The following is a 23,490-nucleotide window of genomic DNA, read 5'->3' as shown; positions in this document are numbered from 1 at the left end:
CTAAACTACGACTAACTGCGCTAGTTATAGCACAAATAAGCTTACTTCCGCTGCCTACGCGTAGACTAATCATGCTTATCTCATGATGTTTTCATAACTAAATAGCATTAGCGACGGACTTTGCGCGCTTTACGGTAAACCTGCCTTGCACGCAGCTCCCCTTTTTTATGTCGAAATAAAAAGCACTGCGGGGCGCAACGAAAGCCCTTAACTATGCCCGCCGAGCGGCCATCCCTAAACCTGCACTTTCTAATGCCGCTAGTGTCTACTATCTGCTGGAGTCTCAGCGCATAAATACAGCTACACTAAGCAATACGACACGCTCAATAGCAGCAACACCGATCACGATAAGGACGCCAACAAACCTATGCAAGCCGACACGTTCACTGCTCTTTCGTCTTGGCTAAGCACTAATCTTGCGGCCATCACCGCACTGTTTGCCGCCACTTTTTTTGCACTTGGCCTACTGTCTGCATTAGAAGCCATACTCAAATCTCGCACCGCCCAAGGCGCGGTGGCATGGGCCATTGTGCTAATCGGCCTGCCGTGGGTGTTTGTGCCCCTTTACTGGATTTTTGGGCGCCGTAAATTTCGTGGCTACGCGCTTGCTCAATCCAGCAAACACAGCGAAATCGACCACATTGCAGGAGAACTCTCGGCGAGGCTTAGCAGCTACAGCACCAAAACTAGTAGTGATGACCCGCGCTTGATTGCCTTAGGGCAACTCGCCACCCTGCCCTTTAGCCATGCTAATGAGTGTCGCTTACTCATCAATGGCAAGCATGCATTCAGTGAAATGTTAAGCCGTATAGCCGCCGCCAAGCATTATGTATTACTGGAGTTTTATATTATTCGCGACGATGGCATCGGCCGCGAACTTGCCGAATTACTGCTGCAAAAAGTACGTGATGGCGTGGCGGTTTACGGTATTTACGATGAAATTGGCAGCATTCAGCTACCGGGTAGCTATTTGCGCAAACTGCGCAATGGCGGCGTCGATATCCGCCCATTTAACAGCACCAAAGGCTTTGGTAATCGCCTGCAGTTAAACTTTCGCAATCATCGCAAAATCGTGATTTGTGATGGCGATTACTGCCTCATTGGCGGCATGAATATTGGCGATGAATACCGCGATATGCACCCTGTATTAACGCCTTGGCGAGATACTGGGCTGACCCTCGTTGGCCCCGCGGTACAAGCAGTACAACTGGCCTTTGCCGAAGACTGGCTGTGGGCCACCGGGTCGCTACCTGAACTTAATTGGCAAATTCGCGCAGCGCCAAGCGCCAATATCAACACACTTGTGCTGGCAACAGGCCCAGCAGACAATACCGACAGCTGCGCGCTGTATTTTCTCAACATGATTAATCAAGCCCGAACCCGGCTGTGGATTGTTAGCCCCTACTTTGTACCCGATGCGCCTGTCATTCACGCCCTGCAATTAGCCGCCATGCGCGGGATTGACGTGCGCATAATGCTACCGGCCAAACCCGATAAGATCATGATCCAGCTGTCTTCTTATACCGCAATTAAGGAGACCCTCGACAGAGGCGTGCAGTTTTATTACTACCAAGACGGTTTCTTGCATGAGAAAGTCATGCTGGTAGATGATGACATCAGCGTAGTGGGCACCGCCAATCTCGACAATCGCTCGTTTCGCCTCAATTTTGAAATCTGCGTGATCAATCACGACCGCAAACTAGCACAGCAAATGGAAGCCATGCTTAACACTGATTTTCAGCAATGCGTACAACTGCTCCCCCGCGACGCCGCTAAATGGTCACTCGGCCGCCGGCTACTCAGTCGCTGCGCCTATCTTTTTGCGCCATTGCAATAAATCCGTTATGACTGCCGCCAGCCAAATCCCCAAAGACCTGACCGCCTGCCCAGATTGCGACTTATTGCTGCACACCGATAGCAGCGATCACCGCCAGCAAGGCCACTGCCCTCGCTGTGCGGCGCAGCTCTGGGCCGCCAGCGGCGCCACCGCCGACATCGACCTTGCCAGCGCAGTAAGCGGCCTTCTCATTTTTATTCCCGCCGTTAGCCTGCCCATATTAAAACTCGATATGGTTGGCCAGCTGGGCAGCAACTCCCTCATTGGCGGGGTGTGGCGGCTGTGGCGCGAAGACGAGCCATTGCTCGCCATTTTAATTTTTTTATGTTCCTTGCTCGCGCCGCTCATGCATTTACTGTTAACCGCCATGATTGGCCTTGCGCAACGTCTCAACGTCCACCCTCGCCACTACCCAATGTGGCTCAAAGCCAAGGTGTGGATGCAGAGCTGGAGTATGCTAGAGGTCTACGCCATGGGCATCATTGTTGCCTATGTCAAAATGATGGACCCCGGCGAGGTCAGCGTTGCCAGCGGCACCTATTGCCTTGTTGGCCTGCTCTTATGCGTTATTTTGTGCAGCCAATATTTCCATGAAGAACAGGCTTGGCAATACTGGGAACAAGGTAAACCCCAATGACAGTAACTGCTCAACAACGCGGCATTGCCCGCTGCCTAGAATGTGGAAAACTCAGCCGCTTAGCAGCCTCCGGTAATGGCCACGCCCAGCATTGCCCGCGCTGCAGTGCGCCGTTGAGCTTTCGGCGTATTCACAGCTTGCAACGCAGCTGGGCCTATACTTTAGCTGCGACTTTTTTAATGATTCCCGCCAATATACTGCCAATACTCACGGTCATCAGCTTTGGCAAAGGTGACCCAGACACCATTATGTCTGGGGTTGTAAAATTGTGGCAGGCAGACCTGCAAGCAATTGCGGCGATAGTCTTTATTGCGAGTATCGCGGTGCCGGTAATCAAACTACTAATTATTGTTATTTTAATTTTAGTGGTGCAACTGCGCCTACCACTGAGTAAGCAGCAGTGCACGGTGCTATATCGTTTTATTCACTTTATCGGCCGCTGGTCGATGTTGGATTTATTTATGATTTCCATTCTGGTCACCTTGGTCCACCTCGGCAATATCGCCACGGTGGAGAGTGGCCCCGCCGCCACCGCCTTTGCCGCCGTGGTGGTACTCACCCTGTTTGCCGCCAATAGCTTTGACCCGCGTTTACTATGGGATTTGGACAATGATTGAAAACACCATCAAGCCCGCCATCTCCGCGCCAAAGCGGGGCTTGTCTGCCATCTGGCTACTCCCCATTATTGCCCTGGTGGTTGCTGGCTGGCTGCTTTACAAAAACGTCAATGACACCGGTTTAAGCATTACCGTTGCCTTCAACAATGGCAGCGGTATCAGCGTGGGCAAAACCCCAGTTATTTACCAAGGTATTAATGTTGGTCACGTTAAAAGTCTACAGCTCGATGACGACCTAGAAGGCGTAACGGCCACCATTGAACTCAGCCAACAAATAGCGCCACTGATTCGTAAAAACACCCATTTCTGGTTGGTGAAGCCACAAATTTCGCTGTCTGGTGTATCGGGCTTAGACACCTTAGTGGCGGGCAATTACATTAGCTTCAAACCCGGCGACGGCAAAGCCGCCGAGCGCTTTACTGCACTCATTGAACCCCCACCGCAAGACAGTAATTTACCTGGCCTGCGCCTAAGTTTAGATGCCGACAGCCTCGGCTCCCTGTCGGTAGGGGCGCCCATTTTGTATCAACAAATTGACGTCGGCGACATTGAGAGCTACCAACTCAGCAAAACCGGTATAGAGGTTAATCTTCGTATCGACCCCCAATACCAACACTTGGTGAACAGCAGTTCGCAGTTTTGGCAGCAGAGCGGCCTCAAGGTCAATGCTGGGCTACAGGGCATAGACATTGACGCTGGCTCCTTTGCCAGCATTCTTGCCGGCGGCATCGCCTTTGAGACGCCAAACAGCAGCGCCGACCCCGTCGACGACAAGAGCCGTTTCCCGCTGTTCACCAGTAAAGAGCGCGCCAAGGGCAGCAAGTTTGTGGAAGTGTATTTTCGCAGCGCCGAGGGCCTTAATGTTGGCAGTAATGTACGCTTGCTGGGCATGGACATTGGCAAAGTGGAATCCCTGAGTTTTATCGACAACAACCCCAATCTTGGCGCCCTTGTTAATATCGCCATCAGCGCCCCCCACCACCAATATCTCAATGCCAATACCGAGTTTTGGCTGGTTAAACCAGAAGTTTCCAGCAGTGGCGTTAGCGGCCTAGACGCGCTAATTGGCGGCCCCTACATTGCAATGCAAGTTACCGGCAAAGGCGGCACCATCGCCAAACGCTACTCCGCCTTAAGCAAAGCCCCAGACAGCCGAATTCAGCAACCTGGCCTGCGCCTTAAACTGCGAAGTGATGAACTCAGCTCGGTGAGCATCGGCAGTAAAATTTACTATCGTAAAATCGCCGTTGGCCAAGTTGAAAGCGTGGATCTCGATGCCGACGGGGTCAATATTGGCGTATTCATTCATCAGCGCTACGCCAAACTGGTGCATCGCGAATCACAGTTTTGGAACGCCAGTGGCATTAGCATTAGCGGTGGCCTCAGTGGCTTAGATATCCAGGCCGATTCACTCGCCACCATTGTCGCAGGCGGTATTGCCTTTCACACCCCTGAGGTCAAAAAGCCGCAATTGGCATGGGAGGGACTGCGCTACACTTTGCACCCAGACTATCAGAGCACCTTTGCCGATAAAGGCCGCGATATTTTCTTATACTTCAATAGCGGCAGCAGCATTAACAAAGGCACCGAAATAAAATACCAAGGTATTAAAATTGGCGAGGTCATTGCCGTTGAACTCGACACCAATATGGAGGGGGTCAAAGTAAGTGCCCGCCTTGCGCCCTCGGCCAAGGCACTGGCGCGCACCGGCAGTCAATTTTGGGTGGTTAAACCCCAAATTGGGCTGATCGGCACCCGCAATTTAGAAACCCTTGTCACCGGCAGCTATATAAGTGTTCGCCCCGGCTACGGCACACCGCAAACCAAATTCGCTGCGCTGGACAAGCCACCGCCACTGAGCAAGCCCAGTAGCGGCCTCAATTTGATTGTAACCGCGCCCCAGCGTGGCTCGATCAAAGAGGGTGTTAAAGTCTTTTACCGCGACATTCCGGTAGGTGAGGTTTTTGGTTACGAGCTTGCCGAGGACGCCAGCCAAACCCTGATACACATCAATATCGAAGCGCGTTATGCCGGTTTAGTCCGAGAAACATCGGTGTTTTGGAACTCTAGCGGTATCGCCGTAAAATTCGGCTTATTTAGCGGCGCCACCATCCGCAGCAAGTCGATTGAGTCGCTACTTGAAGGCGGTATTGCGTTTGCCACACCCGACGCCACCCCCTTGGCACCGCAAGTCAGTTCAGGCAAAGTGTTCCCGCTTTTCCAAAGTGCCGAACCGAGCTGGCTGGAATGGAAGCCCAGTATTCCGCTCCCGCGCGAAGCCGATACCGGCGAGAACTGGATCCGTACGGATTAACAAGTTGTCACACCATTGCCTTCGCTATAACGATACAATGCGGGCACAATGTTACTTGGCGGGCTATTTACATTACTTGGCTGCCAAGTAAGCGCATTTGCGTCAACCACCATGACGAATACTTTTACGCCCCACAGAGACCATTCGAGTGTTGAAACAGTCTAATCAAGCCGTCATCGTGGCGATCATCCTTATCCTTGCCACGATTATTGCCGGCGCCTTTTACGCAATGAAGCCCCCCGCAGAAACCATCACCATCGTGCCCCCAGAGCTGATAGTTGACGTTGCCATTGCCGAAAAGCAAACCCTGTCTATTGCGGTAAATTCCCAAGGTAATGTCCTGCCTCGCACCCAAACCACCTTGGTAGCAGAGGTTTCTGGCAAAGTTGTAACGGTTGCCCCACAATTTGAAAGCGGCGGTTTAGTTGAAGAAAATACGCTGTTACTCGCTATTGATGACCGCAACTACCAAGTAGACTTAAAACGCGCCGAAGCCAATCTCGCCAGCGCAGAAAGCAACTTTCTTCGCGAAAAGGGCCTGGCCGCCGCCGCCCGCGCCGACCTTAAAAAGTACCCGCGCAAACAGGCAACTAAAGATGCTTTAAGCCTCGCCCTGCGCAAACCCCAGTTAAAAGAGGCCTACGCAAAACTACAAGCTGCCCTCGCTGACGTCAGCTTTGCCCAAAACAATTTGAGCCGCACCGAAATTAGAGCGCCCTACCGCGGCATGATAAAAAGCCGCACTGTTAATCTTGGCCAATACGTCACCACCGGCAGCCAGCTCGGCCAAGTCTTTGCAATTGATCGCGCCGAAATTCGCCTGCCAATTCCCGCAGACCGACTTCGATACCTAGACCTGCCCAGCGGCAGTCAACCCGATGCCGCGCCTTTGGTGAGCATCGAAAATGATTTAGGCCAGCAATGGCAGGGCAAGATCGTGCGTACCGAAGGCGTACTGGATGAGCGCAGCCGCGTACTATTTGCCGTTGCCGAAATTAGCGACCCCTACCGCCTCGACAGCGAGGGTGACACCTTGATGATGGGCAGCTTTGTTAAAGCCGAAATCAGCGGCAAGCAAATCGATCAACTCATTGCCATACCCCGCTATATTTTACGCACCGGCAATAAAGTATGGGTGCTCGACAGCGAGCAAAAACTAAGCAATCGCAATGTTAAAACCCTGCGCACCGAGGGCTCGCTGGTCTATGTATACGAAGGCCTCAACGACGGTGATGTAATTTGCCTGTCTACCATCCCCAATGCCGTTGCAGGCACCAAGGTTAAAATCAATCACCAAAGTAAAACCAGCACCCTAATTAAACCCGCCGCCACGCACAATAGTATTGCCGTTCTTCACGAAGGGCGCGCGCCGCTATGAGTTTAATTCCAGAATTCGACACTCACAAAGGCACCATTCCTTGGTTTGCCCGCAACTCCGTGGCAGCCAATTTACTGATGATTATAATTATCGGCATTGGTATAGGTTCTGCCTTAAGCATTCAGCGCACTCTCCAACCCGATTTTGAATTAAATCTTGTCAGCATCATTGTGCCCTACCCCGGCGCGACCCCAGATGAAGTAGAGAAAGGCGTTGTTCTCAAAATAGAGGAAGCGCTAAAAGACATTGAATCCATTGAAAGCATCGAGTCTACCGCCGACGAATCCGCGGCGACCTTTACCGTTGAGATATTCGACGGCTACGATACTTTGGCGGTAATGGACGAAATAAAAAGTGCAGTCGACGGCATTGTCAGCTTTCCCGAGCAGGCCGAACGGCCCATTATTAAACGTGTCGATTTTAATAACCACGCCGTAAATATTCAGCTCTACGGCAATATTGATGAGCGCGGCCTAAAGGAATTGGCAGAACAAGTTAAACAAGAATTAATGCTCAACGACGATATTGCCTTTGTTCAAATTAATGGCGCCCGCGACTTTGAAATCAGCATTGAAATTCCCGAACACACCCTACTCCAATACGGGCTCAGTCTCAGCGACGTCGCCGAATCAATCCGCCGCTCCTCCCTCGATCTTCCTGGCGGTTCGATTAAAACCAGCAATGGCGACATTATGCTGCGCACTCGGGGCCAAGCCCGCCACCAGCACGAATTTGAACGCCTAGTATTAATCACCAACCCCGACGGCACTCGCCTTACCCTCGGCGACATTGCCACTATCCGCGACGGTTTTGTAGAGCAAGACGGCTTCTCGTTTTTCGACAGTCAGGCCAGTGTTGGCCTGCAGGTCTTTGCGGTAGGTAAGCAAGATATCATTACCGTTGCCGACGCCGCTAAAGAATACGTCGTCAACAAGCGCGAAACCCTCCCCGACGGCGTTAGCATCACTAACTGGGCCGACATCACCTTCTATCTTGAAGGCCGTATGGACATGATGCTAAAGAACCTCGGTATGGGCGCCCTGCTGGTGTTTATTGTGCTGGGGCTTTTTCTCGATGTAAAACTCGCCTTTTGGGTAATGGTAGGCCTACCTATTTGCTTTTTAGGCACCTTTGCGATGATGCCGGTTGTGGGCATTAGCCTAAATATGCTAAGTCTATTTGGCTTTATTTTGGTATTAGGGATTGTGGTGGATGACGCCATTATTATCGGCGAAAGTGCCTACGCCGAAGCCCAGAGCAAAGGCCACTCGATAGAAACCGTGATAACCGGCGCCCTGCGCGTTGCCACCCCCGCCACCTTCGGCGTGCTCACCACTATCATGGCATTTTCACCCACCTTATTTACCGAGGGTGTATTTTCGCCCTTTCCCGAGTCGGTGGGCTGGGTGGTTATATTGTGCCTGTGTTTTTCTTTAATTGAGTCTAAATGGATACTGCCGGCTCACCTCGCCCACAGCAAACCGAGCACGGGTGGCATCTGGCAACAGCTCGACCGCATACCGCGCTTTTCCAACAAAATGCTCACCGCCTTTGTTGAAAATCAATATCGGCCTTTTATCCACCGCGCCATCGCCAAACGCTATATTACTGGCGCTAGCTTTCTTGCCTTACTCATTATCACCGTGGGCTTAATCACCGGCGGCGTTATTCGCTTTGGGCTGATTCCCGAAGTGCCCAGCGAATTTATTAAAGCCAATGTAGAAATGATCGAAGGCAGCCCAGAAACCCAGACTCGGCTGGCCTTTGAACAAATGGACAAAGCGCTTCGCGACATTGATACCGACTACCAAAGCCAGCATCCGGCCGGCGCCAATAAGCGCCTAGTCAGTCACGTGGTTGCCTTTAGCTCTACTGCCCGCACCGTAAATTTTATGGTGGAACTCACCAAAAATGAGCAGCGTGATATTGATGGCAATGAAATTTCTCGCCGCTGGCGCGACAAAATCGGCGACATTCCTGGCGCCAAAATCATGTCGGTTAGCAGTGCCGACCAAAGCTCTGGGCCTGCCATTTCGTTTAAATTAAGCAGCAACTCCAACAGCCAGCTAGAAGCCGCCGCCAAAGAACTAGAAGCAGCGCTCAGCCATTACAAAGGTGTATTCGACATTCGCAATGGCGCTAGTGCCATCCAAGATGAAATTGTCTTAGAGATCAAACCCAGCGCCGAAGTATTGGGAATCACCTCGGCGTCCTTGGGCCGGCAATTACGCGACACCTTTTATGGCGCCGAAGCCCAGCGCATACAGCGCGGCAACGACGAAGTAAAAGTCATGGTGCGCTACCCCCGCAATGAGCGCGAAGCCGTTTCAGACCTGCAAAATATGTATATTCGCTCCGCAGATCAAGCCTATGTACCGCTGAGCAGCGTTGCCGACATTAAAATTGAAGCGGGCTTCAGCCAGCGCAAACGCATCGACGGCGAACGCTCGATTAACGTAACGTCCCAAGTAGACAAGGAGTTCACCAACCCGAGCAAAGTAACATCCGACATAATGGAGAATCTGATTAAAACGCAGTTTGCCAGCCTCTACCCCGCCGTTAAAGTACAGTTCAGCGGTGAAAGTGAGGAAATGGGCACCTTAATGAAAAGCCTAGGCATTGGCTTTGTGGTCGCCCTATTTGGCATATATGCACTACTCGCCGTGCCGCTTCGCTCCTACGCCCAGCCGTTTATTATTATGGGCGTTATACCCTTTGGTATAATCGGCGCCGTGGTCGGCCACATTGTGCTCGATTTATCCTTTAGTATGATGTCGTTTTTTGGGGTTATTGCGCTGTCTGGGGTCGTCGTCAACGACAGTTTGATAATGGTCGACTTTATTAACTCGGCACTGGCCCGTGGTGAACGCCTATTGGATGCCGTAGTCGATTCGGGTTGCATGCGCTTCCGCGCCATACTGCTAACATCCCTGACCACCTTCTTTGGCTTGCTACCCATGCTGCTCGAAGAGAGTCTCCAAGCCCAGTTCGTCATTCCAATGGCGGTATCCTTGGGCTTTGGTATTATCTTCGCCACCGTGATAACCCTAATACTCATACCCTGTATGTATATGGCCCTTGAGGATGTGCGCGGCGTATTTGGGTCTAAATCCCGCCATAAATTGACGGCAGATTACTGAGGCTAGCCTAGCTAGCGCAACAACCCGGGCACAAACACCCAAACACCAACCACTACAGCAAAACCTGCACTAATTAATACACCCGCCGCCGCCACGTCCTTGGCTTTGCCGACTAACTCGTGAGTCTCGGGCACGGCGGCATCGCACACATATTCCAAGGCGCTATTAAAGGCCTCGGCCAGCCACACAAGTGCGATGGCGGCAAACACCAGAATCCACTCTAGCCCACTCAAACCGGTTAATAGCCCCAGTGCCACCACACAAATAGCCGCGAACAAATGAATACGGGCATTGTGCTGCTCTACAATTAAAATACCCAATCCATTTAGGGCGTCGCGCAGGCTGCTAAAGCGGTCTAGCAAAGAAAACTTGCTGCCGCGCCGACGCCGTTCAGTTTTTGTTCTCATCGCGTTACTATAAGCCTCTATTTACAGAACAGATAAACACTATGCCTACGTTTAAACATATCTCTCCCCAAGACGCCCACGCGATGCTCGAGGCGGGCAACTGCCAAGTCGCCGATGTGCGCGACGAGCAATCTTTTGGCGCGGCCCATATCCCGCAGGCCAGCCACTTAGACAATCAAAGTCTGCAGCAATTTATTGAAGCCGCCGACCCAGATCAAGCACTGATTATTTACTGCTATCACGGTAATAGCAGCCAGAGTGCCGCTCAATATTTTGTCGAAAAGGATTTTACCGAGGTCTACAGCATGGATGGCGGTTTTGAATTATGGCGTCAGCTCTATCCACAAAATACCGTTGCCAGCTAAGCGGCAGCATTAGCCGCCGTGGTGAGTTAATAGCGCTTTAGGGCGCAACGCACAAGATGCAATAAGCATATACACCGCGGCTATCGCGTAATTGCAGCATTGACGACCACGCCGGCAATACACTATTTAGCGTGCTCAACAGCGGCGACGAGGTTTGTAGCAATTGCTTGACCATACCCGAACCCAGCAACAGCTGCATCAGCTCTTCTTCTGGACTTAGTGGCAGTTGCAGCACACGGCTATTCGCATCAGGTAAACCCGCTAGCGCCGCGGCCGAGGCCACGGCTTGTTTAAGCCCACCCAGTTGATCTACCAGCCCCAGCTGCTGAGCGTCGATACCGCTCCACACTCGCCCTTCGGCAATAGGCTCAACCTGCTCAACCAGCTTGTTTCTGCCATCGGCAACAATATTGATAAAGCGGCGATAGCCATGCTCAATACCCGATTGAATCGCCCGTGCCAGAATTGGGTCAAGGGGAATATCGGGGCGCAATTTGCCAGCCACTGTACTAGTGCCAATGCCATCGGTACTAATGCCAAGCCCAGTCAACATTTCATCAACCGTGGGAAAGGCGCCAAATATCCCAATTGAACCAGTCAGCGTCGCAGGGGTGGCCCAAATTTCATCGGCACCAGCGGCAATCCAATAGCCGCCAGAAGCCGCCATACTGCCCATAGAGACAACCAGCGGCTTACCCGCTTCCTGCAATTGAACCAATTCGGCGCGAATCACTTCAGAGGCAAAGGCCGAGCCGCCACCACTGTCGATACGCAGCACCACCGCCTTAATGTCATCGTCTTTTCGCGCTTCACGAATCAGGCTAGCCAAACTATCGCCGCCAATTGCGCCCGCGGGTTGACTGCCGTCAACAATATTGCCGCTGGCCACAATAATACCCACACCAGCCGCTTTAAGCGGGTACAGGCCATCGCTCAGCGCCAAATAATCGCGGTAGAAAATATGTTTATAAGTGCCTTCTTTATCTTCGCCAACTCGCTCAGCTAACATGCCGCGAAGTGTTGGCCGACTAACAATGCCGTCGACCAAACCATAATCGAGGGCGGCTTGGGCAGCATCGCCCTTAACCTTGGCCATCACCTCGTCAATATGATTCACATAGTAATCAAATCGCTCAACACTTATTCCCCGCCGCGCCACAACGGTGTCGCGGTAAACCGTCCACAATTGATCTAACCACGCTTTATTAGACACCTTTGCTGCACCCGACATATCGTTGCGCAGCAGCGGTTCAACTGCCGATTTGAAACTGCCCACTTTAAATACATGAAAGCGAATTTTCAGCTTGTTGATGGCATCTAAAAAATAATTGCGAATTACCGAAAAGCCTTCAAGACCTACGCCACCCATATTGTGAACAAAAATCTGATCGGCAAAACTGGCCAGCAAGTATTGATCTTGGTTGTAGTGGCTGGCGGTGGCGACCACGGTTTTACCGCTGTCGCGGAAGCGATTAATGGATTCCGATAATTCCAAGGTTTTGCTTAAACCAATGTGATCGAGTTCATCCAGTTGCAGTAGCATTACCTCGATGCGCGGGTCATCGGTAGCTAGGTCGATGGCTTGGGCTAAATCGCTGAGCAAGGTCTCTGAGGGCAAGCCTGCAGAACTCAGCTGGGTTAAGGCATCGACGGCGGTAATTTGATCAACCACCACCCCTTGTGGCGCCACAATCAACACCCCGCCATCGGGAACACTAATCCGCTCGGTGCTAAACAGCGCCATTAGCACAAGGCCAATAAAAATCAAAAACGCTATATTAAACGTCCAGCGCCGAGTCGCTTCTATAATGCCGCCCACGCGCGAGAAAAATCCCCGTTTCTTTGTTGCTGTCATTCGCCAGACACCCTCTCTACTTGCTTAGACTTCAGCATTTGTGCCTGCCAGCGAATAAATATCGTCGCACTGCAAAACAACATTACCACCACCGCCAACTCAATATAGTTAAACCAGATCACATAAGGCGACATCGCCTCGGTTACCGCCATGGCAAAATACAATAAAATAGCAAAACACAGCCAAGCAATACTGCGCAGCTGGTGTTTAAAAACCCCGTAGGCAAACAACAATATGGGCACCACCCGAATTAGCCAAATAGTAATGCTGGGCTGGCGGCCCTCCTGAACCCAAACCCATGTTCCCAAGCTCAGACTCAATAAAAAAGCGATGTAACTAATTTTCATTACCCATGCTGCCAGTGCCGCACGTTTTTCAATTGCCGTCATTACTACCTCAGGATTGCAGTTTTTTACTTAGAAGTGCCACACGCCGACCCAGTGCTGCCGCTAATTCTAGCTCAGTGTCATCCACCGCGCGGCCGTCTTGCCCCGCCACATGCGAGGCGCCATAAGGTGTGCCACCCGTTTGGGTAGTTGTTAACGCCGCCTCACTATAGGGCAGGCCAGCAATCACCATGCCGTGGTGCAATAGTGGCAGCATCATGCTCAATAAGGTAGTTTCTTGGCCACCGTGCAGGCTCGCGCTCGAGGTAAATACCGCCGCCGGCTTGCCAATGAGCGCGCCGCTCATCCACAAGCTGGAGCTGCCGTCGAGGAAATATTTCAGTGCTGCGGCCATATTGCCAAAGCGAGTGGGGCTACCCATCACTAAACCCGCACAATTGCGCAGATCGTCTTCGCTCGCGTAGAGATGGCCGCTGTCGGGAATATCGTCGGCAGTCGCCTCGCACACCGCAGACACCGCGGGCACAGTGCGAATTCTCGCCTCCACCCCCGCTTGCTCCACTCCGCGCGCTATTTGCTGAGCCAAGCGCTCAGTAGCGCCGTGACGGCTGTAATACAATACCAATACATAAGATTCACTGCTCAACAACACTGCCCTCTACAATTTCCAACTGCATCTAATTAATCAATCAACGCCAATACATTTTCTGGTGGCCGCCCCAATACTGCACGCTCACCGCTGACTACAATTGGCCGCTCAATTAACTTTGGCTCTTGCAGCATTGCCGCCATCAATTGCGCATCGGTTTTACTGGTATCGGCTAAACCCAGTGTTTTATAGGCATCTTCGCCTTTGCGAAGTAAAGCCCGGGGCTTTACACCCAACTTAGCGATTAGGTCTTTAAGCTCGGTTTTAGACGGTGGGGTGTCTAAATACGCTATAATTTGCGGCTCAATGCCACGATCAAGCAATAGCTGCAGTGTTTGTCTCGACTTTGAACACCGTGGATTGTGGTAAATTGTGTAATCGGACATTGGCTCCCCGCGTAATAATTTCACATTTTAACAGCGGGCATTATACACCGCCCGCCCCCTAGACAGGACCAGCATTGAGTACATCCATGACGACAAATTCAATTCGCACACTCCTTGGCACGCTGTTTTTATGTTTAAGCGCCTGTAGCAAACCCGATTTCACCACGGTTAGCGGCGATAGCGGCCAATTCGCTCAGGGTCAGTGGCAGTTTATAAATTATTGGGCAACATGGTGCGGCCCCTGCCGCGACGAGATTCCCGAGCTAAATGATTTTGCCAAAAACCATGCCGACATCCGTATTTACGGTATTAACTACGACGGTTTAGAGGGTGACGCGCTGACCGCCGCCATTGCCGACATGGGTATCGAGTTTTCATCTTTAAGCGCCGACCCGGCCCCTACGTTCGGTATTCCGCGCCCCCAAGTGCTACCGACCACCTTAGTCATCAGCCCCGACGGCAAACTGGTGGCCAGCCTAATGGGACCACAAACCGCGCAAACCCTCGGCGCAGCTATCGAAGCCGCCAAGCAGAAATCAAACAGCGCGAATCAAGCTTTTTAAGCCTCTGTAGCGGCGATGGCAGCCGCCCAGTGGCCGCGCATTTCAGTACTAAAGGCAAGCAAGTAAATGTCCTCTACCGAGCTATTTGCCGCCCAGCGCCGCAGCGCGGCCACCGCGATCTCAGTCGCGGGGCCATTGGGATAAGCGTAAACCCCACAGCTTATTGCCGGAAAGGCAATAGACCGAAAACCCTCGGCATCGGCAACTTCAATGCAACGCCGGTAGCAAGAAGCCAGTAGGGCTGCCTCGCCGTGCGCGCCCCCGCGCCAAACTGGCCCAACGGTGTGAATTACCGCCTTAGCCGGCAGTAAAAATGCTGGGCTGAGTTTGGCATCGCCGGTTCCACAGCCTTGTAATTGGCGGCAATAGGCCAGTAATTCGGGGCCGGCAGCGCGATGAATTGCCCCGTCTACGCCACCGCCACCTAACAAGCTGTTGTTGGCGGCATTAACAATGGCGTCCACTGCCATTGTGCAAATATCACCCTCTACAATATGAAACGTCGCCATAAGCCCCATCCATTAGCTAATCACGCTTGCTATTCTATGACCCTGAATTCAGATTCGGCCACCTCAAGAAACGACTTCAGCACAGAATAAACGCCCGCGTCGTTCAGCAAATCCATATGATGCAGGCCTCGCCCCAACCACTGCCGGTCAGGATAAAAATTCAAATTAAAGCGCGAGTCACGGTGCTGGCCCAGTGCGCTAGTCACCGACACCAAGCCATCGCCGAGCATATTATTTAGTACTGGGTAGGTGTCTAGCGAGGTCGTCGCCGCAATGGCATAACAATCTACCAATTTAGGTAAAGACAACGCGCGCCGCTGATCGCCAGCCATTGCAAAGCGGTCGCCAATAGCCCAGTCCTCGTCGAGCACATTGCCATAACGCAGATCGGTGATGCCGCTGCTGCGGATTTTAGCCAAGCGCGAAAAAGGTGAACTATAGGGATTGCTGTCGAGCAATACGTTAATCCAATTGCCGCCTCTCTCCAAAGCCGCGCCGTGATGGGGCGTACCCAAAAAAACGATTTTCCGTAGCTGTTCTGGCCAGCGCTGCCCCTGCGCGGTGCCGTAATGATAGGCGCTGCGCGACACCAAGCCGCCCATGCTGTGAGCGACAATATAAAACGCCGTGTCGGGGCCGCCGCAGCCGCCGAGCATGTCCATTAACTCCGCGAGCGCGCGGCCATTTTCTGAGGTGTGTAAACCGGTGTTGTAACGCAGATACAAGGGCGTAAAGCCCAGTTCGGTAGCAAGCAATTCACCATGATTGTGACCCCGTCGCGTCCACTGCTGATCATTCATACACAGGCCGTGAACAAATAACGCAATTTCTTTGTGCTCGGCCAGTAAGGCCACAAGCTCAGTGGCATTGAGGGCATTGCCATCGCGACAAAAAGCCATGGTGATCGCAAGTGGGTTGCCCTTGCGCTGCAGATGATCGCCTAATATGCCATTGAGCGCCGACACCACCGCCGCCCGTCCTGGCGAAGCTTGGTTATTGGCAATAGTATTGGTTAAACGCTGAATTAAGGCATCGAGGCCAATACCAAGCCAAGTATTGATGTGCCGGATACTGCGATACACCAAGCCGCTAACGCCTGTGGTGCGCTTGTTGTTTAACTGTTTGGCGTTCTCGTCCACGCGCTGAGCGTCTTCACGTTCGGCATCACCGCCGTCAAGAACACCGCCAAAACTGAGAATAGCGTGGTGCAGGCCTTCGGCGATGTCGGTGACTCCAGCAATCGCATCTATGGTTAAGCGCCCCGCCCCGAGGATGTCACCCAATGCTTTACGATCTTTATTCACCATGTGCTTCTCTCGCCAGTTTTCCGTCGTTAAAGCCACATATCACATGCGGTGACCAACCACGACACTACTACGACCCAAAGCACAAAAACATTGGCCAAAAAATAAATCTTAGCGGCAGCTCAACCCAAGAGTAGCACCACACAATGCGGCAATACTTCGGTTAAACGGAGCTGGGCGAACGAACCGTAAACTAAAGTCGCGGTATTTAACCGTACAAAGGTGTTTATCTAGGAGGAAAACCTCGGCTATCACGCCATACATTCACCGGCAGAATACGCCGAAATTACACGCCAATACTGGCGAGCTTAACCATGATATCTTTTAAAATTCCGGCCACAGTGGGGTGCTCAACCTCAAAACTAGAAACAAGCTCTTCTAAACGATCCTGTAAACTACTGTCTTCCAATACAAACTGAGGGCCAACACCTAATTCGCGGTCAATATCGTCGACCAAGGCATGTAGCTTTGCGCGATTGTCTTGATCAACAGTTAAACCATCAATTTCTGTTTGCAGGCGCTGTAACTGCTCATGCAATTGTTTCGGATCCATACACTTCTCCCTATCAATCAGCTCAGCATACCAACTTAATGCGAACACTCACACATCTACTGAACTGAACGCGATGATATCGCTACCAACGCCGGCTCAAGTAGGCTCATTTCGATAGCGAAAACTAATATAAGAAATAGTCTAATGGAGCCATATTGCAAGCGGCAGAACACCGCTGTTGCCCGCAAAACTATCTAATGACAATTCTAATGAACACTGCGTTGCAGCAAGCGCTGTGTTTCGGCCCGACAGGCAAGGAAAGAATCGACCTCGCCGGTAGCGTCGTAATGACGGGTTAACATCTGTAGGGAAATTTCAATATTGCGCTGCAAGGGCAAGCCTTGGCCTTGGGGGCTGCGCAGGATTGCGAGTAGACGATAATGAACCTCAAGCAAACAATGTCTTTGCAACTGAAGCTCGCCACAGTGGCGCAAGCATTCCGCCAAAAAATGCCCTGACACCATGTAGCGGTCTAAATACGCCAAGTCTGGCACTGAGCACTGTGTCAGCAGTACTTCACTCAGCTCATAGCTTGAGCCTAAATACTTCAGCGCTGCTCGCCAGTCCTTTTGGCTAAGTGCCTCCCGTCCCGCCTCCATCCACTCGTCCCACCGTATTTCTGCCACCGCCTGACTCCGCAGCAACTGCTGGCGGTGGGTCTCACACAAAAAACGCATCGTCATGGTCACTCTCCTTTTCATAAAACCAAGCGCAGACCTAATACTAAATGATAATCATTATCATTTAAACAGAAAAAGTACTTAAATGAGAAGGTATCTGCGCAACGCCTTAGGCTTTGGTGCCAGCGCCATTGTGGTAACACTCCGGTCCATGTTTATAATTGTGGCCACATTCATCAGAGATCAGGCGAAGATTTATGGACTCTAAAGAAATTCAGTTACTTATAGAACAATACGGCCCCGAGATTGCGTCGATAGGCCTGCGCATTGCCGGTGCGCTGGCCATGATCTTGGTCGGCTACTGGATTGCCAAATTTGTATCCGGCATTATCAAAACCGCCATGGGGAAACGCAGTATTGATTCCACCTTAACCAGCTTTATTAGCAAACTGGTTTTTTCCATTTTATTTGCGCTAACCGCAATTCCCGCTCTTGCTCACGCGGGCATTCAAACCGCCTCCGTTATTGCCGCCCTCGGTGCCGCTGGTTTGGCGGTGGGCTTGGCTTTGCAAGGCTCACTGGCCAACTTCGCCGCTGGGGTACTCCTAATCGCGTTTCGGCCCTGTAAGGTAGGTGATTGGGTTGATGCGGGTGGTTGTTCCGGTAGCGTTGAGAGCATTAGTTTGTTTTCTACCATTCTGCTCACCGGCGATTTCAAGCGGATTATTATCCCTAACGCCAAGGTAATGTCTGACGCCATTACCAACTACAGCGTTATGCCCCGCCGCCGCATCGATTTAATTGTGGGAATTTCTTATGACGCCGATATGCGTCAGGCCAAGGAGATCCTACAAAAACTGGTTGAGGCTGAAGCCCGTATACTCAAAGATCCGGCGCCGACGATTGCGGTCGCTGAGCTGGGTGATTCTTCGGTGAACTTAGTATGCCGCCCTTGGGTAGCCACTGCCGATTACTGGCCAACGCGCTGGAAATTGGTAGAAGACCTTAAAAATGCCTTTGACGCCGCAGGTATCGGTATTCCCTACCCACAAATGGATGTGCATTTCCATAAAGAGTCGTGATAAGCACTGCTTTAACTTACCATTAAGGACCACAATGACGTATACGAAAACCACTTTGGCGGCTGCTTTAGCCGCCGCTTTTGGCGCCACTAGCGCTTATGCTCAAACCAATCCACCAAGCTGGAAAGGCGATGTTGAGTTTGGTTACTTTCAGCTTGAAGGCAATAGCAAAGAATCCAATGCCATTGGCAAAACCAATGGTAAACGGGTCAGTGGCCAGTGGACTTACGATATTGCCGCCGAGGCGCAAAACAGCGAAGCGGCAGGTGTGCGCTCTGCAGAAAAATACGCGCTCAATAATCGCCTTGCTTACGATTTTAGTGAGTTTAATTACAGCTTTGGCTATGCCTCTGCCACAAAAGATCGCTTTAGTGGCTATGTATATCAGGCTACTGTTGCTGGCGGTTACGGTCGCCGTTTACTGAAAACCCCAAAAATGACCTGGGACGCCGAAATCGGCCCAGGTTTTAGGGTTAGCGAATTTGAAACCGACAGTCCCGCTGGCGACGGGCAAGTTACCGAAGCCATCTTGCGTCTTTCTACCGACTTCTCGGCAGCTGTTTCTGAGACCGCGACCTTCGAGCAAAAGCTCACGGTGGAATCTGGCGAAGAAAACACCGTCACCAAATCTATTACCTCATTAAAAACTAAAATTGTCGGCGGACTGGGGCTTAAACTCAGCTATACCATGACTTATAACGAAACTGTGCCCACCGATACCGTGCACATGGACCGCGAAACAGCCGTAACCTTGGTCTACAACTTCTAAATCCATTACGCAGTAATAATAACGGCGCCCTAGTGGCGCCGTTATTGTTTTAATCTCGTATTTATTAAACCAAGGCACGCTCTAACGCGTGCGGGTCCATCACCCGCAACTTGCCGTAGGCCAACTCAATAACACCATCAGTCTCCAAGCGCTTTAATTCCCGACTAATCGCCTGTCGCGACACCCCCAGCATTTTCGCGAGGTCTTCTTGGGGTAAATGCACATTGATCAGTGTGCCTTTACCACCGTCGTCTACGCCGTAAAATTTAAGTAATTCTAAAATGCGCTGGGCTAAACGCTCAGTTAGCGAAAATAGCGCCGCCCCTTCTACATAGCTCAGCGCCAAGCGCAGCTTACGACACAGCATGGGAATAAAAAACTGATACAGTTCCGGCCGCGCCGTAAGCAGGGCATCAAATTTTGCGCGTGGCAAAAACAACGCCGCGCTATCGCCCACGGCAATGGCATCGTGGCTGCGCGGTAGACCATCGAGCAGCGAGATTTCGCCGATCCAATCGCCGGGCTCGACCAACATCACCAATAATTCTTTGCCCTCTTTGCTGCTATTGCTCAGCCGAATACGCCCTTGAATCACGCCAAACAAACCGTCGCCGTTATCGCCTTGGGAATAGAGCCGCTCGCTGTCTAGCAACTCGCGCACCACGCTCACTGCCATCAATTGCTCGACCACATCGCCGGGTAAGCCCGACAATAAGGGGTTGGCCGTTAGTATCTGCCGCTTATCAACCACAACACCATCCGTTCACGTAGCACCTTATCGTGTCCAATATCAGTAACATTGTCGCCTAAGTGACAGATTCTCTAGCACCCTGCCGCCAGAATGGACTATAGCTTAACAACAGCCCATGTATTGCCAAATAGAATAACGAGGACGCACGCAATATGACAGTATCACTCAAAGATCAGGTGTCGGAATCAGAATGGCAGTTGCGGGTCGACCTTGCCGCCGCTTACCGGCTGGTGGCCATGTTTGGCTGGGACGATTTGGTCTTCACCCATATTTCCGCGCGTATTCCCGGCCCCGAACACCATTTTTTAATCAATCCCTATGGCATGATGTTCGAGGAGATCACCGCGTCGTCGCTGGTGAAAATTGACCTCAATGGCGAAAAAGTAGCCGACTCTCCCTACCCCGTTAACCCCGCTGGTTTTACCATTCACAGCGCCATTCACCAAGCCCGAGAAGACGCCCAATGTGTTATGCACACCCATTCCTTAAATGGCGTGGCAGTATCTGCCCAGCGCGACGGCGTTTTAGCCCTCTCGCAGCAGTCGACCTTGGTGTTAGCCAGCCTTGGCTACCACGACTACGAGGGCATAGCCCTCAACGAAGACGAAAAGCCGCGGCTGGTCAGCAATCTCGCTGACAATACTTTTTTGATGTTGCGTAATCACGGTTTACTCACCGTTGGCGCTAGTCCCGCTGACGCCTTTTTAGCCATGTACATCTTCGAAGCCAGCTGTATGATTCAGGTGCGCGCACTGGCGGGTAATCGCGATTTAACACCGATTAATCCAGCCATTGTTGAGGGCGTGAAAGAAGCCGCAAAAATTGTGACCGGTGGTTTGTTTGGCGGGCTCGCGTGGCCGGGGCTGCTGCGCAAACTCGATCGCCAGAACCCAGGCTACGCCGACTAAATTTGCATTTCAACAGAGGGTACATCATGAACGAGCACACTGAAGCGCAAACATCCTTCGCAAGTTTTGCCGAATTTTATCCGTATTATCTAAAAGAACACTGCAATAGAACCTGTCGGCGCCTGCATTTAGTTGGCAGCATTTTGGTTCTTTGCGTGCTATTCACTGCCGTGGTCACCCAGTATTGGACGCTACTCTGGTCGCTGCCAATAATAGGTTATGGCTTTGCTTGGGTTGGACATTTTTTCTTTGAAAAAAACAAACCCGCCACCTTTAAACATCCGCTCTACAGTTTTATTGGCGATTGGGTAATGGCTAAAGACCTGTTGTTAAACCGCATTCCCTTTTAATTGACCCAGCGATATTACGTACAAATTATATGCGCCATAAAGTAAACAAAGCATTGTGTAATCAAACAAATTCCCATTAAGCCTTAGTAACCAAGTGTAAATTGATGCTTAAAAATCCAACTATGACACATTAACAAATATGCATATAAATAAAATAAAAGAATGGAGATACTAAAAGCCCCCATTCTTAATACCAAAAAATGGAAAAGTATCGCACATAAATACTAAAGGACATTCCCCAGTATTGGGCTTGCGGTATTAAGTAAATCAATAGCGACTGGCAGCAAACCTCCAGCGAGATCAGAAACAATTGGAATCCCACCACTGAGCGCACCCGAGCCCACAATTGGATCAAGCATAGGCACCGCCGTGTTTGCCGTTTCAATAACAAGCGGCAACGCCATACCGCCAACAGTGCTGGTAAGCCCAGTAAGCACGGGCAACACCCCGCCACCAACAAGGTCATTCGCTACCAGCCCGTTTACGATAGGGAGAGCGCTATTGACTAAATCTAGTGCCACAGGAGTAACACCTCCTAGCAGGGTGGCGGTTGGCAAGCCTGAGCCCAATAGATTAAGCCCGCTCCCACCACCCAAGCTAAGCGTATTGCCTAATAAGCCAGAAACCAGATCTTGCGAATAACTTACTCCGCTCATTGACATTCCCACAGCTAACGCAAAATATTTCACTTTCATTTTAATTCATCAAAAATATCAAATCACTACGACACAAAGCACCCATTGCTTTAGCGATATAACGCAACAATGATGCCAGCCACTCACAACCATATTGAGCAGCTAACTCACAGCATTAGAAATGGGATAAAGATCACACAATAGCGATCACACTCAGAATATTCTGTGCAATAGGGCATGAGGCTTAAATCATAGATTCAAACATTTTAAGAAAAGTCGTTCTATTTTGAAGCATTGACTGGACGGATAGCGGGCATTAATGCCTTCAGAAATTTTTATTTTATACTTGTTTTCTAAAAAATATTTTTGATAAATCACTCAGTAAATTAACACCCAGCCAAGACTGTGTAATTAGCAAGCCAAATCGCATTACTATGGCACTGCGATCATACTACGCAATATTAGTTGCTTATTAACGCCAGCAATTCCTCGCCGCTGAAATCGCGGCGCCCGCCCTGCTCTGCCGCGTGTACCAAGGCTTTCAAACGATTATTGACCGGCGCGTTTAAGCCGTGCTCGCGTGCTAAAGCAATCACCTCGCCGTTAAGCCACTCCACTTCGGTCTTGCGTCCACGCTCGAGATCTTCCCACATCGACGAGCGCGCCCAGGGATCCATTGCTAACATGGCTTGCGCCAAGCGGGTGAACAAAAAATCGGGCAGGTTTAAAACATGGGGCAACATACTTGTCGGCACGGCTGTTAAGCGTTGCACGGGAATTTCGGCGGCGGTAATTGCCGCTAGCGCTTCAGTCTGCAATAAAGCCAAGCAACGCCGATAAGCGCGCTGGGATAGCTCAGTTTTCAAGGGTAAATTCGACAAGGCATTAACTGGGTTATTTAAGTTTAGTAATAATTTAGACCACAGCACCGAACGCATATCGCGATGCGTTTCAAACGGGGTGCCGCTGGCGGCTAGCGCCGCGCTTATTTTATTCAAGCCCTGCGCCGCTTGCACAATCACCGCGCCGTCGGTGCCCGCGTGAAACCGCCCCTCGCCACGCTGTAATACATTAAAGGCAATCATGCCTGACAACACCACGGCACTGGGCATGGCTTGCCGTAACATAGCGGCATTTGCCACGCCATTTTGAAGGCTGATTATTGTTACCGAATCGCTGATAACGGTGGCTAATTGCTCGGCCACCGATGCGGTATCTCCCGATTTCACGGTAACAATAATAAAATCTAGTTTCGGTAAGTCGGTAAATTCAGTATAAAAACGCAATGCCGACGCAGGCAGCGAATATTTCATGCCGCGGAAATCGCTAATATGCAAACCATATTCAGCTAGCTCATTGGCCATGCGGCGACGGCCCAAAAAACTGACTTCGGCGCCACCCATTTGCAAGGCCGCGCCAATATAGCAGCCAATACTGCCCGCGCCGACAATTCCAATTCGCAGGGTCATTTGCGCCTCAACACGTGTATTTGCATCATGTATTTGCAATATTAA

General features: G+C 51.2%; 24 protein-coding genes. 12 read left to right on the top strand and 12 right to left on the bottom strand.

Annotated elements, in window-relative coordinates:
• The first annotated feature begins 367 nt into the window (after window positions 1-367).
• The 6 genes from cls (at window position 368) to P1U47_RS06090 (ending at window position 9,923) form a co-directional block, all read left to right on the top strand.
• Complete coding sequence (gene cls / locus P1U47_RS06115; protein ID WP_301027748.1) at window positions 368-1,837, top strand: cardiolipin synthase; 1,470 nt, start codon at window positions 368-370, stop codon at window positions 1,835-1,837.
• A gap of 7 nt (window positions 1,838-1,844) precedes the next feature.
• The gene (locus P1U47_RS06110; RefSeq protein ID WP_301027747.1) at window positions 1,845-2,474 is read left to right on the top strand and encodes a paraquat-inducible protein A; all 630 of its coding nucleotides are present in this window, start codon (window positions 1,845-1,847) and stop codon (window positions 2,472-2,474) included.
• Window positions 2,471-3,091 (top strand): paraquat-inducible protein A, encoded by a 621-nt coding sequence (locus tag P1U47_RS06105; protein WP_301027745.1) that lies wholly within the window; start codon window positions 2,471-2,473, stop codon window positions 3,089-3,091. Before P1U47_RS06110 ends, P1U47_RS06105 begins: the two co-directional genes overlap by 4 nt.
• Window positions 3,084-5,405 carry an MlaD family protein gene (locus tag P1U47_RS06100; protein WP_301027744.1) on the top strand — a complete coding sequence of 774 codons (2,322 nt, stop codon included), beginning with the start codon at window positions 3,084-3,086 and terminating at the stop codon, window positions 5,403-5,405. The genes P1U47_RS06105 and P1U47_RS06100 overlap by 8 nt, the downstream gene beginning before the upstream one ends.
• A gap of 148 nt (window positions 5,406-5,553) precedes the next feature.
• Window positions 5,554-6,783 carry an efflux RND transporter periplasmic adaptor subunit gene (locus tag P1U47_RS06095; protein WP_301027743.1) on the top strand — a complete coding sequence of 410 codons (1,230 nt, stop codon included), beginning with the start codon at window positions 5,554-5,556 and terminating at the stop codon, window positions 6,781-6,783.
• Window positions 6,780-9,923, top strand: coding sequence for an efflux RND transporter permease subunit (locus tag P1U47_RS06090; RefSeq protein ID WP_301027742.1), 3,144 nt, complete (start codon window positions 6,780-6,782; stop codon window positions 9,921-9,923). The genes P1U47_RS06095 and P1U47_RS06090 overlap by 4 nt, the downstream gene beginning before the upstream one ends.
• Window positions 9,924-9,934: 11 nt before the next feature.
• Here the strand turns inward: P1U47_RS06090 and P1U47_RS06085 are convergent, their stop codons facing one another.
• Window positions 9,935-10,330: a diacylglycerol kinase family protein gene (locus tag P1U47_RS06085; protein WP_301027741.1), complete on the bottom strand. Its 396-nt coding sequence runs from the start codon at window positions 10,328-10,330 to the stop codon at window positions 9,935-9,937.
• Window positions 10,331-10,371: 41 nt separating this feature from the next.
• Between P1U47_RS06085 and glpE the strand changes: the two genes are divergently transcribed.
• A complete protein-coding gene (gene glpE / locus P1U47_RS06080) occupies window positions 10,372-10,695 on the top strand; it encodes a thiosulfate sulfurtransferase GlpE (protein ID WP_301027740.1) in 324 nt (107 codons plus the stop codon).
• 37 nt (window positions 10,696-10,732) lie between these two features.
• Here the strand turns inward: glpE and sppA are convergent, their stop codons facing one another.
• The 4 genes from sppA to arsC are packed head-to-tail and all read right to left on the bottom strand — an operon-like array spanning window position 10,733 to window position 13,932.
• Window positions 10,733-12,550, bottom strand: a complete 1,818-nt coding sequence (gene sppA, locus P1U47_RS06075) for a signal peptide peptidase SppA (RefSeq protein WP_301027739.1) — start codon at window positions 12,548-12,550, stop codon at window positions 10,733-10,735.
• Window positions 12,547-12,939: a DUF2069 domain-containing protein gene (locus P1U47_RS06070; RefSeq protein ID WP_301027738.1), complete on the bottom strand. Its 393-nt coding sequence runs from the start codon at window positions 12,937-12,939 to the stop codon at window positions 12,547-12,549. The genes sppA and P1U47_RS06070 overlap by 4 nt, the downstream gene beginning before the upstream one ends.
• 7 nt (window positions 12,940-12,946) lie before the next feature.
• Window positions 12,947-13,543 (bottom strand): NAD(P)H:quinone oxidoreductase, encoded by a 597-nt coding sequence (wrbA, locus tag P1U47_RS06065; RefSeq protein ID WP_301027737.1) that lies wholly within the window; start codon window positions 13,541-13,543, stop codon window positions 12,947-12,949.
• Between the two features lie 35 nt (window positions 13,544-13,578).
• Window positions 13,579-13,932 (bottom strand): arsenate reductase (glutaredoxin), encoded by a 354-nt coding sequence (gene arsC / locus P1U47_RS06060; protein WP_301027736.1) that lies wholly within the window; start codon window positions 13,930-13,932, stop codon window positions 13,579-13,581.
• Between the two features lie 86 nt (window positions 13,933-14,018).
• On the opposite strand from arsC, the gene P1U47_RS06055 reads away from it, so the two are divergent.
• Entirely contained in the window at window positions 14,019-14,495 is a 477-nt protein-coding gene (locus tag P1U47_RS06055; RefSeq protein WP_301027734.1) for a TlpA disulfide reductase family protein, read from the top strand.
• Here P1U47_RS06055 and P1U47_RS06050 read toward each other — a convergent pair.
• The 4 genes from P1U47_RS06050 to P1U47_RS06035 form a co-directional block, all read right to left on the bottom strand.
• Window positions 14,492-15,004 carry an O-acetyl-ADP-ribose deacetylase gene (locus P1U47_RS06050; protein ID WP_301027732.1) on the bottom strand — a complete coding sequence of 171 codons (513 nt, stop codon included), beginning with the start codon at window positions 15,002-15,004 and terminating at the stop codon, window positions 14,492-14,494. The genes P1U47_RS06055 and P1U47_RS06050 overlap by 4 nt on opposite strands.
• 29 nt (window positions 15,005-15,033) lie before the next feature.
• Complete coding sequence (locus tag P1U47_RS06045; RefSeq protein ID WP_301027730.1) at window positions 15,034-16,311, bottom strand: hypothetical protein; 1,278 nt, start codon at window positions 16,309-16,311, stop codon at window positions 15,034-15,036.
• Window positions 16,312-16,594: 283 nt separating this feature from the next.
• Window positions 16,595-16,861 (bottom strand): DUF4404 family protein, encoded by a 267-nt coding sequence (locus tag P1U47_RS06040; protein WP_301027728.1) that lies wholly within the window; start codon window positions 16,859-16,861, stop codon window positions 16,595-16,597.
• Window positions 16,862-17,067: 206 nt separating this feature from the next.
• Window positions 17,068-17,544 (bottom strand): hypothetical protein, encoded by a 477-nt coding sequence (locus P1U47_RS06035; RefSeq protein WP_301027727.1) that lies wholly within the window; start codon window positions 17,542-17,544, stop codon window positions 17,068-17,070.
• A gap of 194 nt (window positions 17,545-17,738) precedes the next feature.
• Between P1U47_RS06035 and P1U47_RS06030 the strand changes: the two genes are divergently transcribed.
• Window positions 17,739-18,563, top strand: coding sequence for a mechanosensitive ion channel domain-containing protein (locus tag P1U47_RS06030; RefSeq protein WP_301027725.1), 825 nt, complete (start codon window positions 17,739-17,741; stop codon window positions 18,561-18,563).
• Window positions 18,564-18,597: 34 nt separating this feature from the next.
• Window positions 18,598-19,332 (top strand): YdiY family protein, encoded by a 735-nt coding sequence (locus P1U47_RS06025; protein ID WP_301027724.1) that lies wholly within the window; start codon window positions 18,598-18,600, stop codon window positions 19,330-19,332.
• Between the two features lie 64 nt (window positions 19,333-19,396).
• Here the strand turns inward: P1U47_RS06025 and P1U47_RS06020 are convergent, their stop codons facing one another.
• The gene (locus P1U47_RS06020) at window positions 19,397-20,083 is read right to left on the bottom strand and encodes a Crp/Fnr family transcriptional regulator (RefSeq protein WP_301027723.1); all 687 of its coding nucleotides are present in this window, start codon (window positions 20,081-20,083) and stop codon (window positions 19,397-19,399) included.
• A 152-nt stretch (window positions 20,084-20,235) separates the two neighbouring features.
• Here P1U47_RS06020 and P1U47_RS06015 point away from each other — a divergent pair, with 152 nt between their 5' ends.
• Together P1U47_RS06015 and P1U47_RS06010 are read left to right on the top strand one after the other, a co-directional pair.
• The gene (locus tag P1U47_RS06015) at window positions 20,236-20,991 is read left to right on the top strand and encodes a class II aldolase/adducin family protein (protein ID WP_301027722.1); all 756 of its coding nucleotides are present in this window, start codon (window positions 20,236-20,238) and stop codon (window positions 20,989-20,991) included.
• Window positions 20,992-21,017: 26 nt separating this feature from the next.
• The gene (locus P1U47_RS06010; protein WP_301027721.1) at window positions 21,018-21,341 is read left to right on the top strand and encodes an Mpo1-like protein; all 324 of its coding nucleotides are present in this window, start codon (window positions 21,018-21,020) and stop codon (window positions 21,339-21,341) included.
• Between the two features lie 224 nt (window positions 21,342-21,565).
• Here P1U47_RS06010 and P1U47_RS06005 read toward each other — a convergent pair whose 3' ends face one another.
• Both P1U47_RS06005 and P1U47_RS06000 read right to left on the bottom strand, forming a co-directional pair.
• Window positions 21,566-21,997, bottom strand: coding sequence for a hypothetical protein (locus P1U47_RS06005; protein ID WP_301027720.1), 432 nt, complete (start codon window positions 21,995-21,997; stop codon window positions 21,566-21,568).
• 440 nt (window positions 21,998-22,437) lie between these two features.
• Window positions 22,438-23,445, bottom strand: coding sequence for a 2-dehydropantoate 2-reductase (locus P1U47_RS06000; RefSeq protein ID WP_301027719.1), 1,008 nt, complete (start codon window positions 23,443-23,445; stop codon window positions 22,438-22,440).
• Between the last annotated feature and the right edge of the window lie 45 nt (window positions 23,446-23,490).

Origin of the sequence: Zhongshania sp. (genome assembly GCF_029212375.1) — a bacterium.
Lineage (GTDB): Bacteria > Pseudomonadota > Gammaproteobacteria > Pseudomonadales > Spongiibacteraceae > Spongiibacter.
The sequence above is the reverse complement of the archived record's forward strand: the minus strand, read 5'-3'. Positions and strand labels throughout refer to the sequence as shown.

Excerpts from the sequence above, each read along its gene's own strand:
- cls (WP_301027748.1), top strand. The coding sequence starts at position 368 with ATGCAAGCCGACACGTTCACTGCTCTTTCGTCTTGGCTAAGCACTAAT.
- P1U47_RS06110 (WP_301027747.1), top strand. The coding sequence starts at position 1,845 with ATGACTGCCGCCAGCCAAATCCCCAAAGACCTGACCGCCTGCCCAGAT.
- P1U47_RS06105 (WP_301027745.1), top strand. The coding sequence starts at position 2,471 with ATGACAGTAACTGCTCAACAACGCGGCATTGCCCGCTGCCTAGAATGT.
- P1U47_RS06100 (WP_301027744.1), top strand. The coding sequence starts at position 3,084 with ATGATTGAAAACACCATCAAGCCCGCCATCTCCGCGCCAAAGCGGGGC.
- P1U47_RS06090 (WP_301027742.1), top strand. The coding sequence starts at position 6,780 with ATGAGTTTAATTCCAGAATTCGACACTCACAAAGGCACCATTCCTTGG.
- P1U47_RS06085 (WP_301027741.1), bottom strand. The coding sequence starts at position 10,330 with ATGAGAACAAAAACTGAACGGCGTCGGCGCGGCAGCAAGTTTTCTTTG.
- glpE (WP_301027740.1), top strand. The coding sequence starts at position 10,372 with ATGCCTACGTTTAAACATATCTCTCCCCAAGACGCCCACGCGATGCTC.
- sppA (WP_301027739.1), bottom strand. The coding sequence starts at position 12,550 with ATGACAGCAACAAAGAAACGGGGATTTTTCTCGCGCGTGGGCGGCATT.
- P1U47_RS06070 (WP_301027738.1), bottom strand. The coding sequence starts at position 12,939 with ATGACGGCAATTGAAAAACGTGCGGCACTGGCAGCATGGGTAATGAAA.
- arsC (WP_301027736.1), bottom strand. The coding sequence starts at position 13,932 with ATGTCCGATTACACAATTTACCACAATCCACGGTGTTCAAAGTCGAGA.
- P1U47_RS06055 (WP_301027734.1), top strand. The coding sequence starts at position 14,019 with ATGACGACAAATTCAATTCGCACACTCCTTGGCACGCTGTTTTTATGT.
- P1U47_RS06050 (WP_301027732.1), bottom strand. The coding sequence starts at position 15,004 with ATGGCGACGTTTCATATTGTAGAGGGTGATATTTGCACAATGGCAGTG.
- P1U47_RS06045 (WP_301027730.1), bottom strand. The coding sequence starts at position 16,311 with ATGGTGAATAAAGATCGTAAAGCATTGGGTGACATCCTCGGGGCGGGG.
- P1U47_RS06040 (WP_301027728.1), bottom strand. The coding sequence starts at position 16,861 with ATGGATCCGAAACAATTGCATGAGCAGTTACAGCGCCTGCAAACAGAA.
- P1U47_RS06035 (WP_301027727.1), bottom strand. The coding sequence starts at position 17,544 with ATGACGATGCGTTTTTTGTGTGAGACCCACCGCCAGCAGTTGCTGCGG.
- P1U47_RS06030 (WP_301027725.1), top strand. The coding sequence starts at position 17,739 with ATGGACTCTAAAGAAATTCAGTTACTTATAGAACAATACGGCCCCGAG.
- P1U47_RS06025 (WP_301027724.1), top strand. The coding sequence starts at position 18,598 with ATGACGTATACGAAAACCACTTTGGCGGCTGCTTTAGCCGCCGCTTTT.
- P1U47_RS06015 (WP_301027722.1), top strand. The coding sequence starts at position 20,236 with ATGACAGTATCACTCAAAGATCAGGTGTCGGAATCAGAATGGCAGTTG.
- P1U47_RS06010 (WP_301027721.1), top strand. The coding sequence starts at position 21,018 with ATGAACGAGCACACTGAAGCGCAAACATCCTTCGCAAGTTTTGCCGAA.
- P1U47_RS06005 (WP_301027720.1), bottom strand. The coding sequence starts at position 21,997 with ATGAGCGGAGTAAGTTATTCGCAAGATCTGGTTTCTGGCTTATTAGGC.
- P1U47_RS06000 (WP_301027719.1), bottom strand. The coding sequence starts at position 23,445 with ATGACCCTGCGAATTGGAATTGTCGGCGCGGGCAGTATTGGCTGCTAT.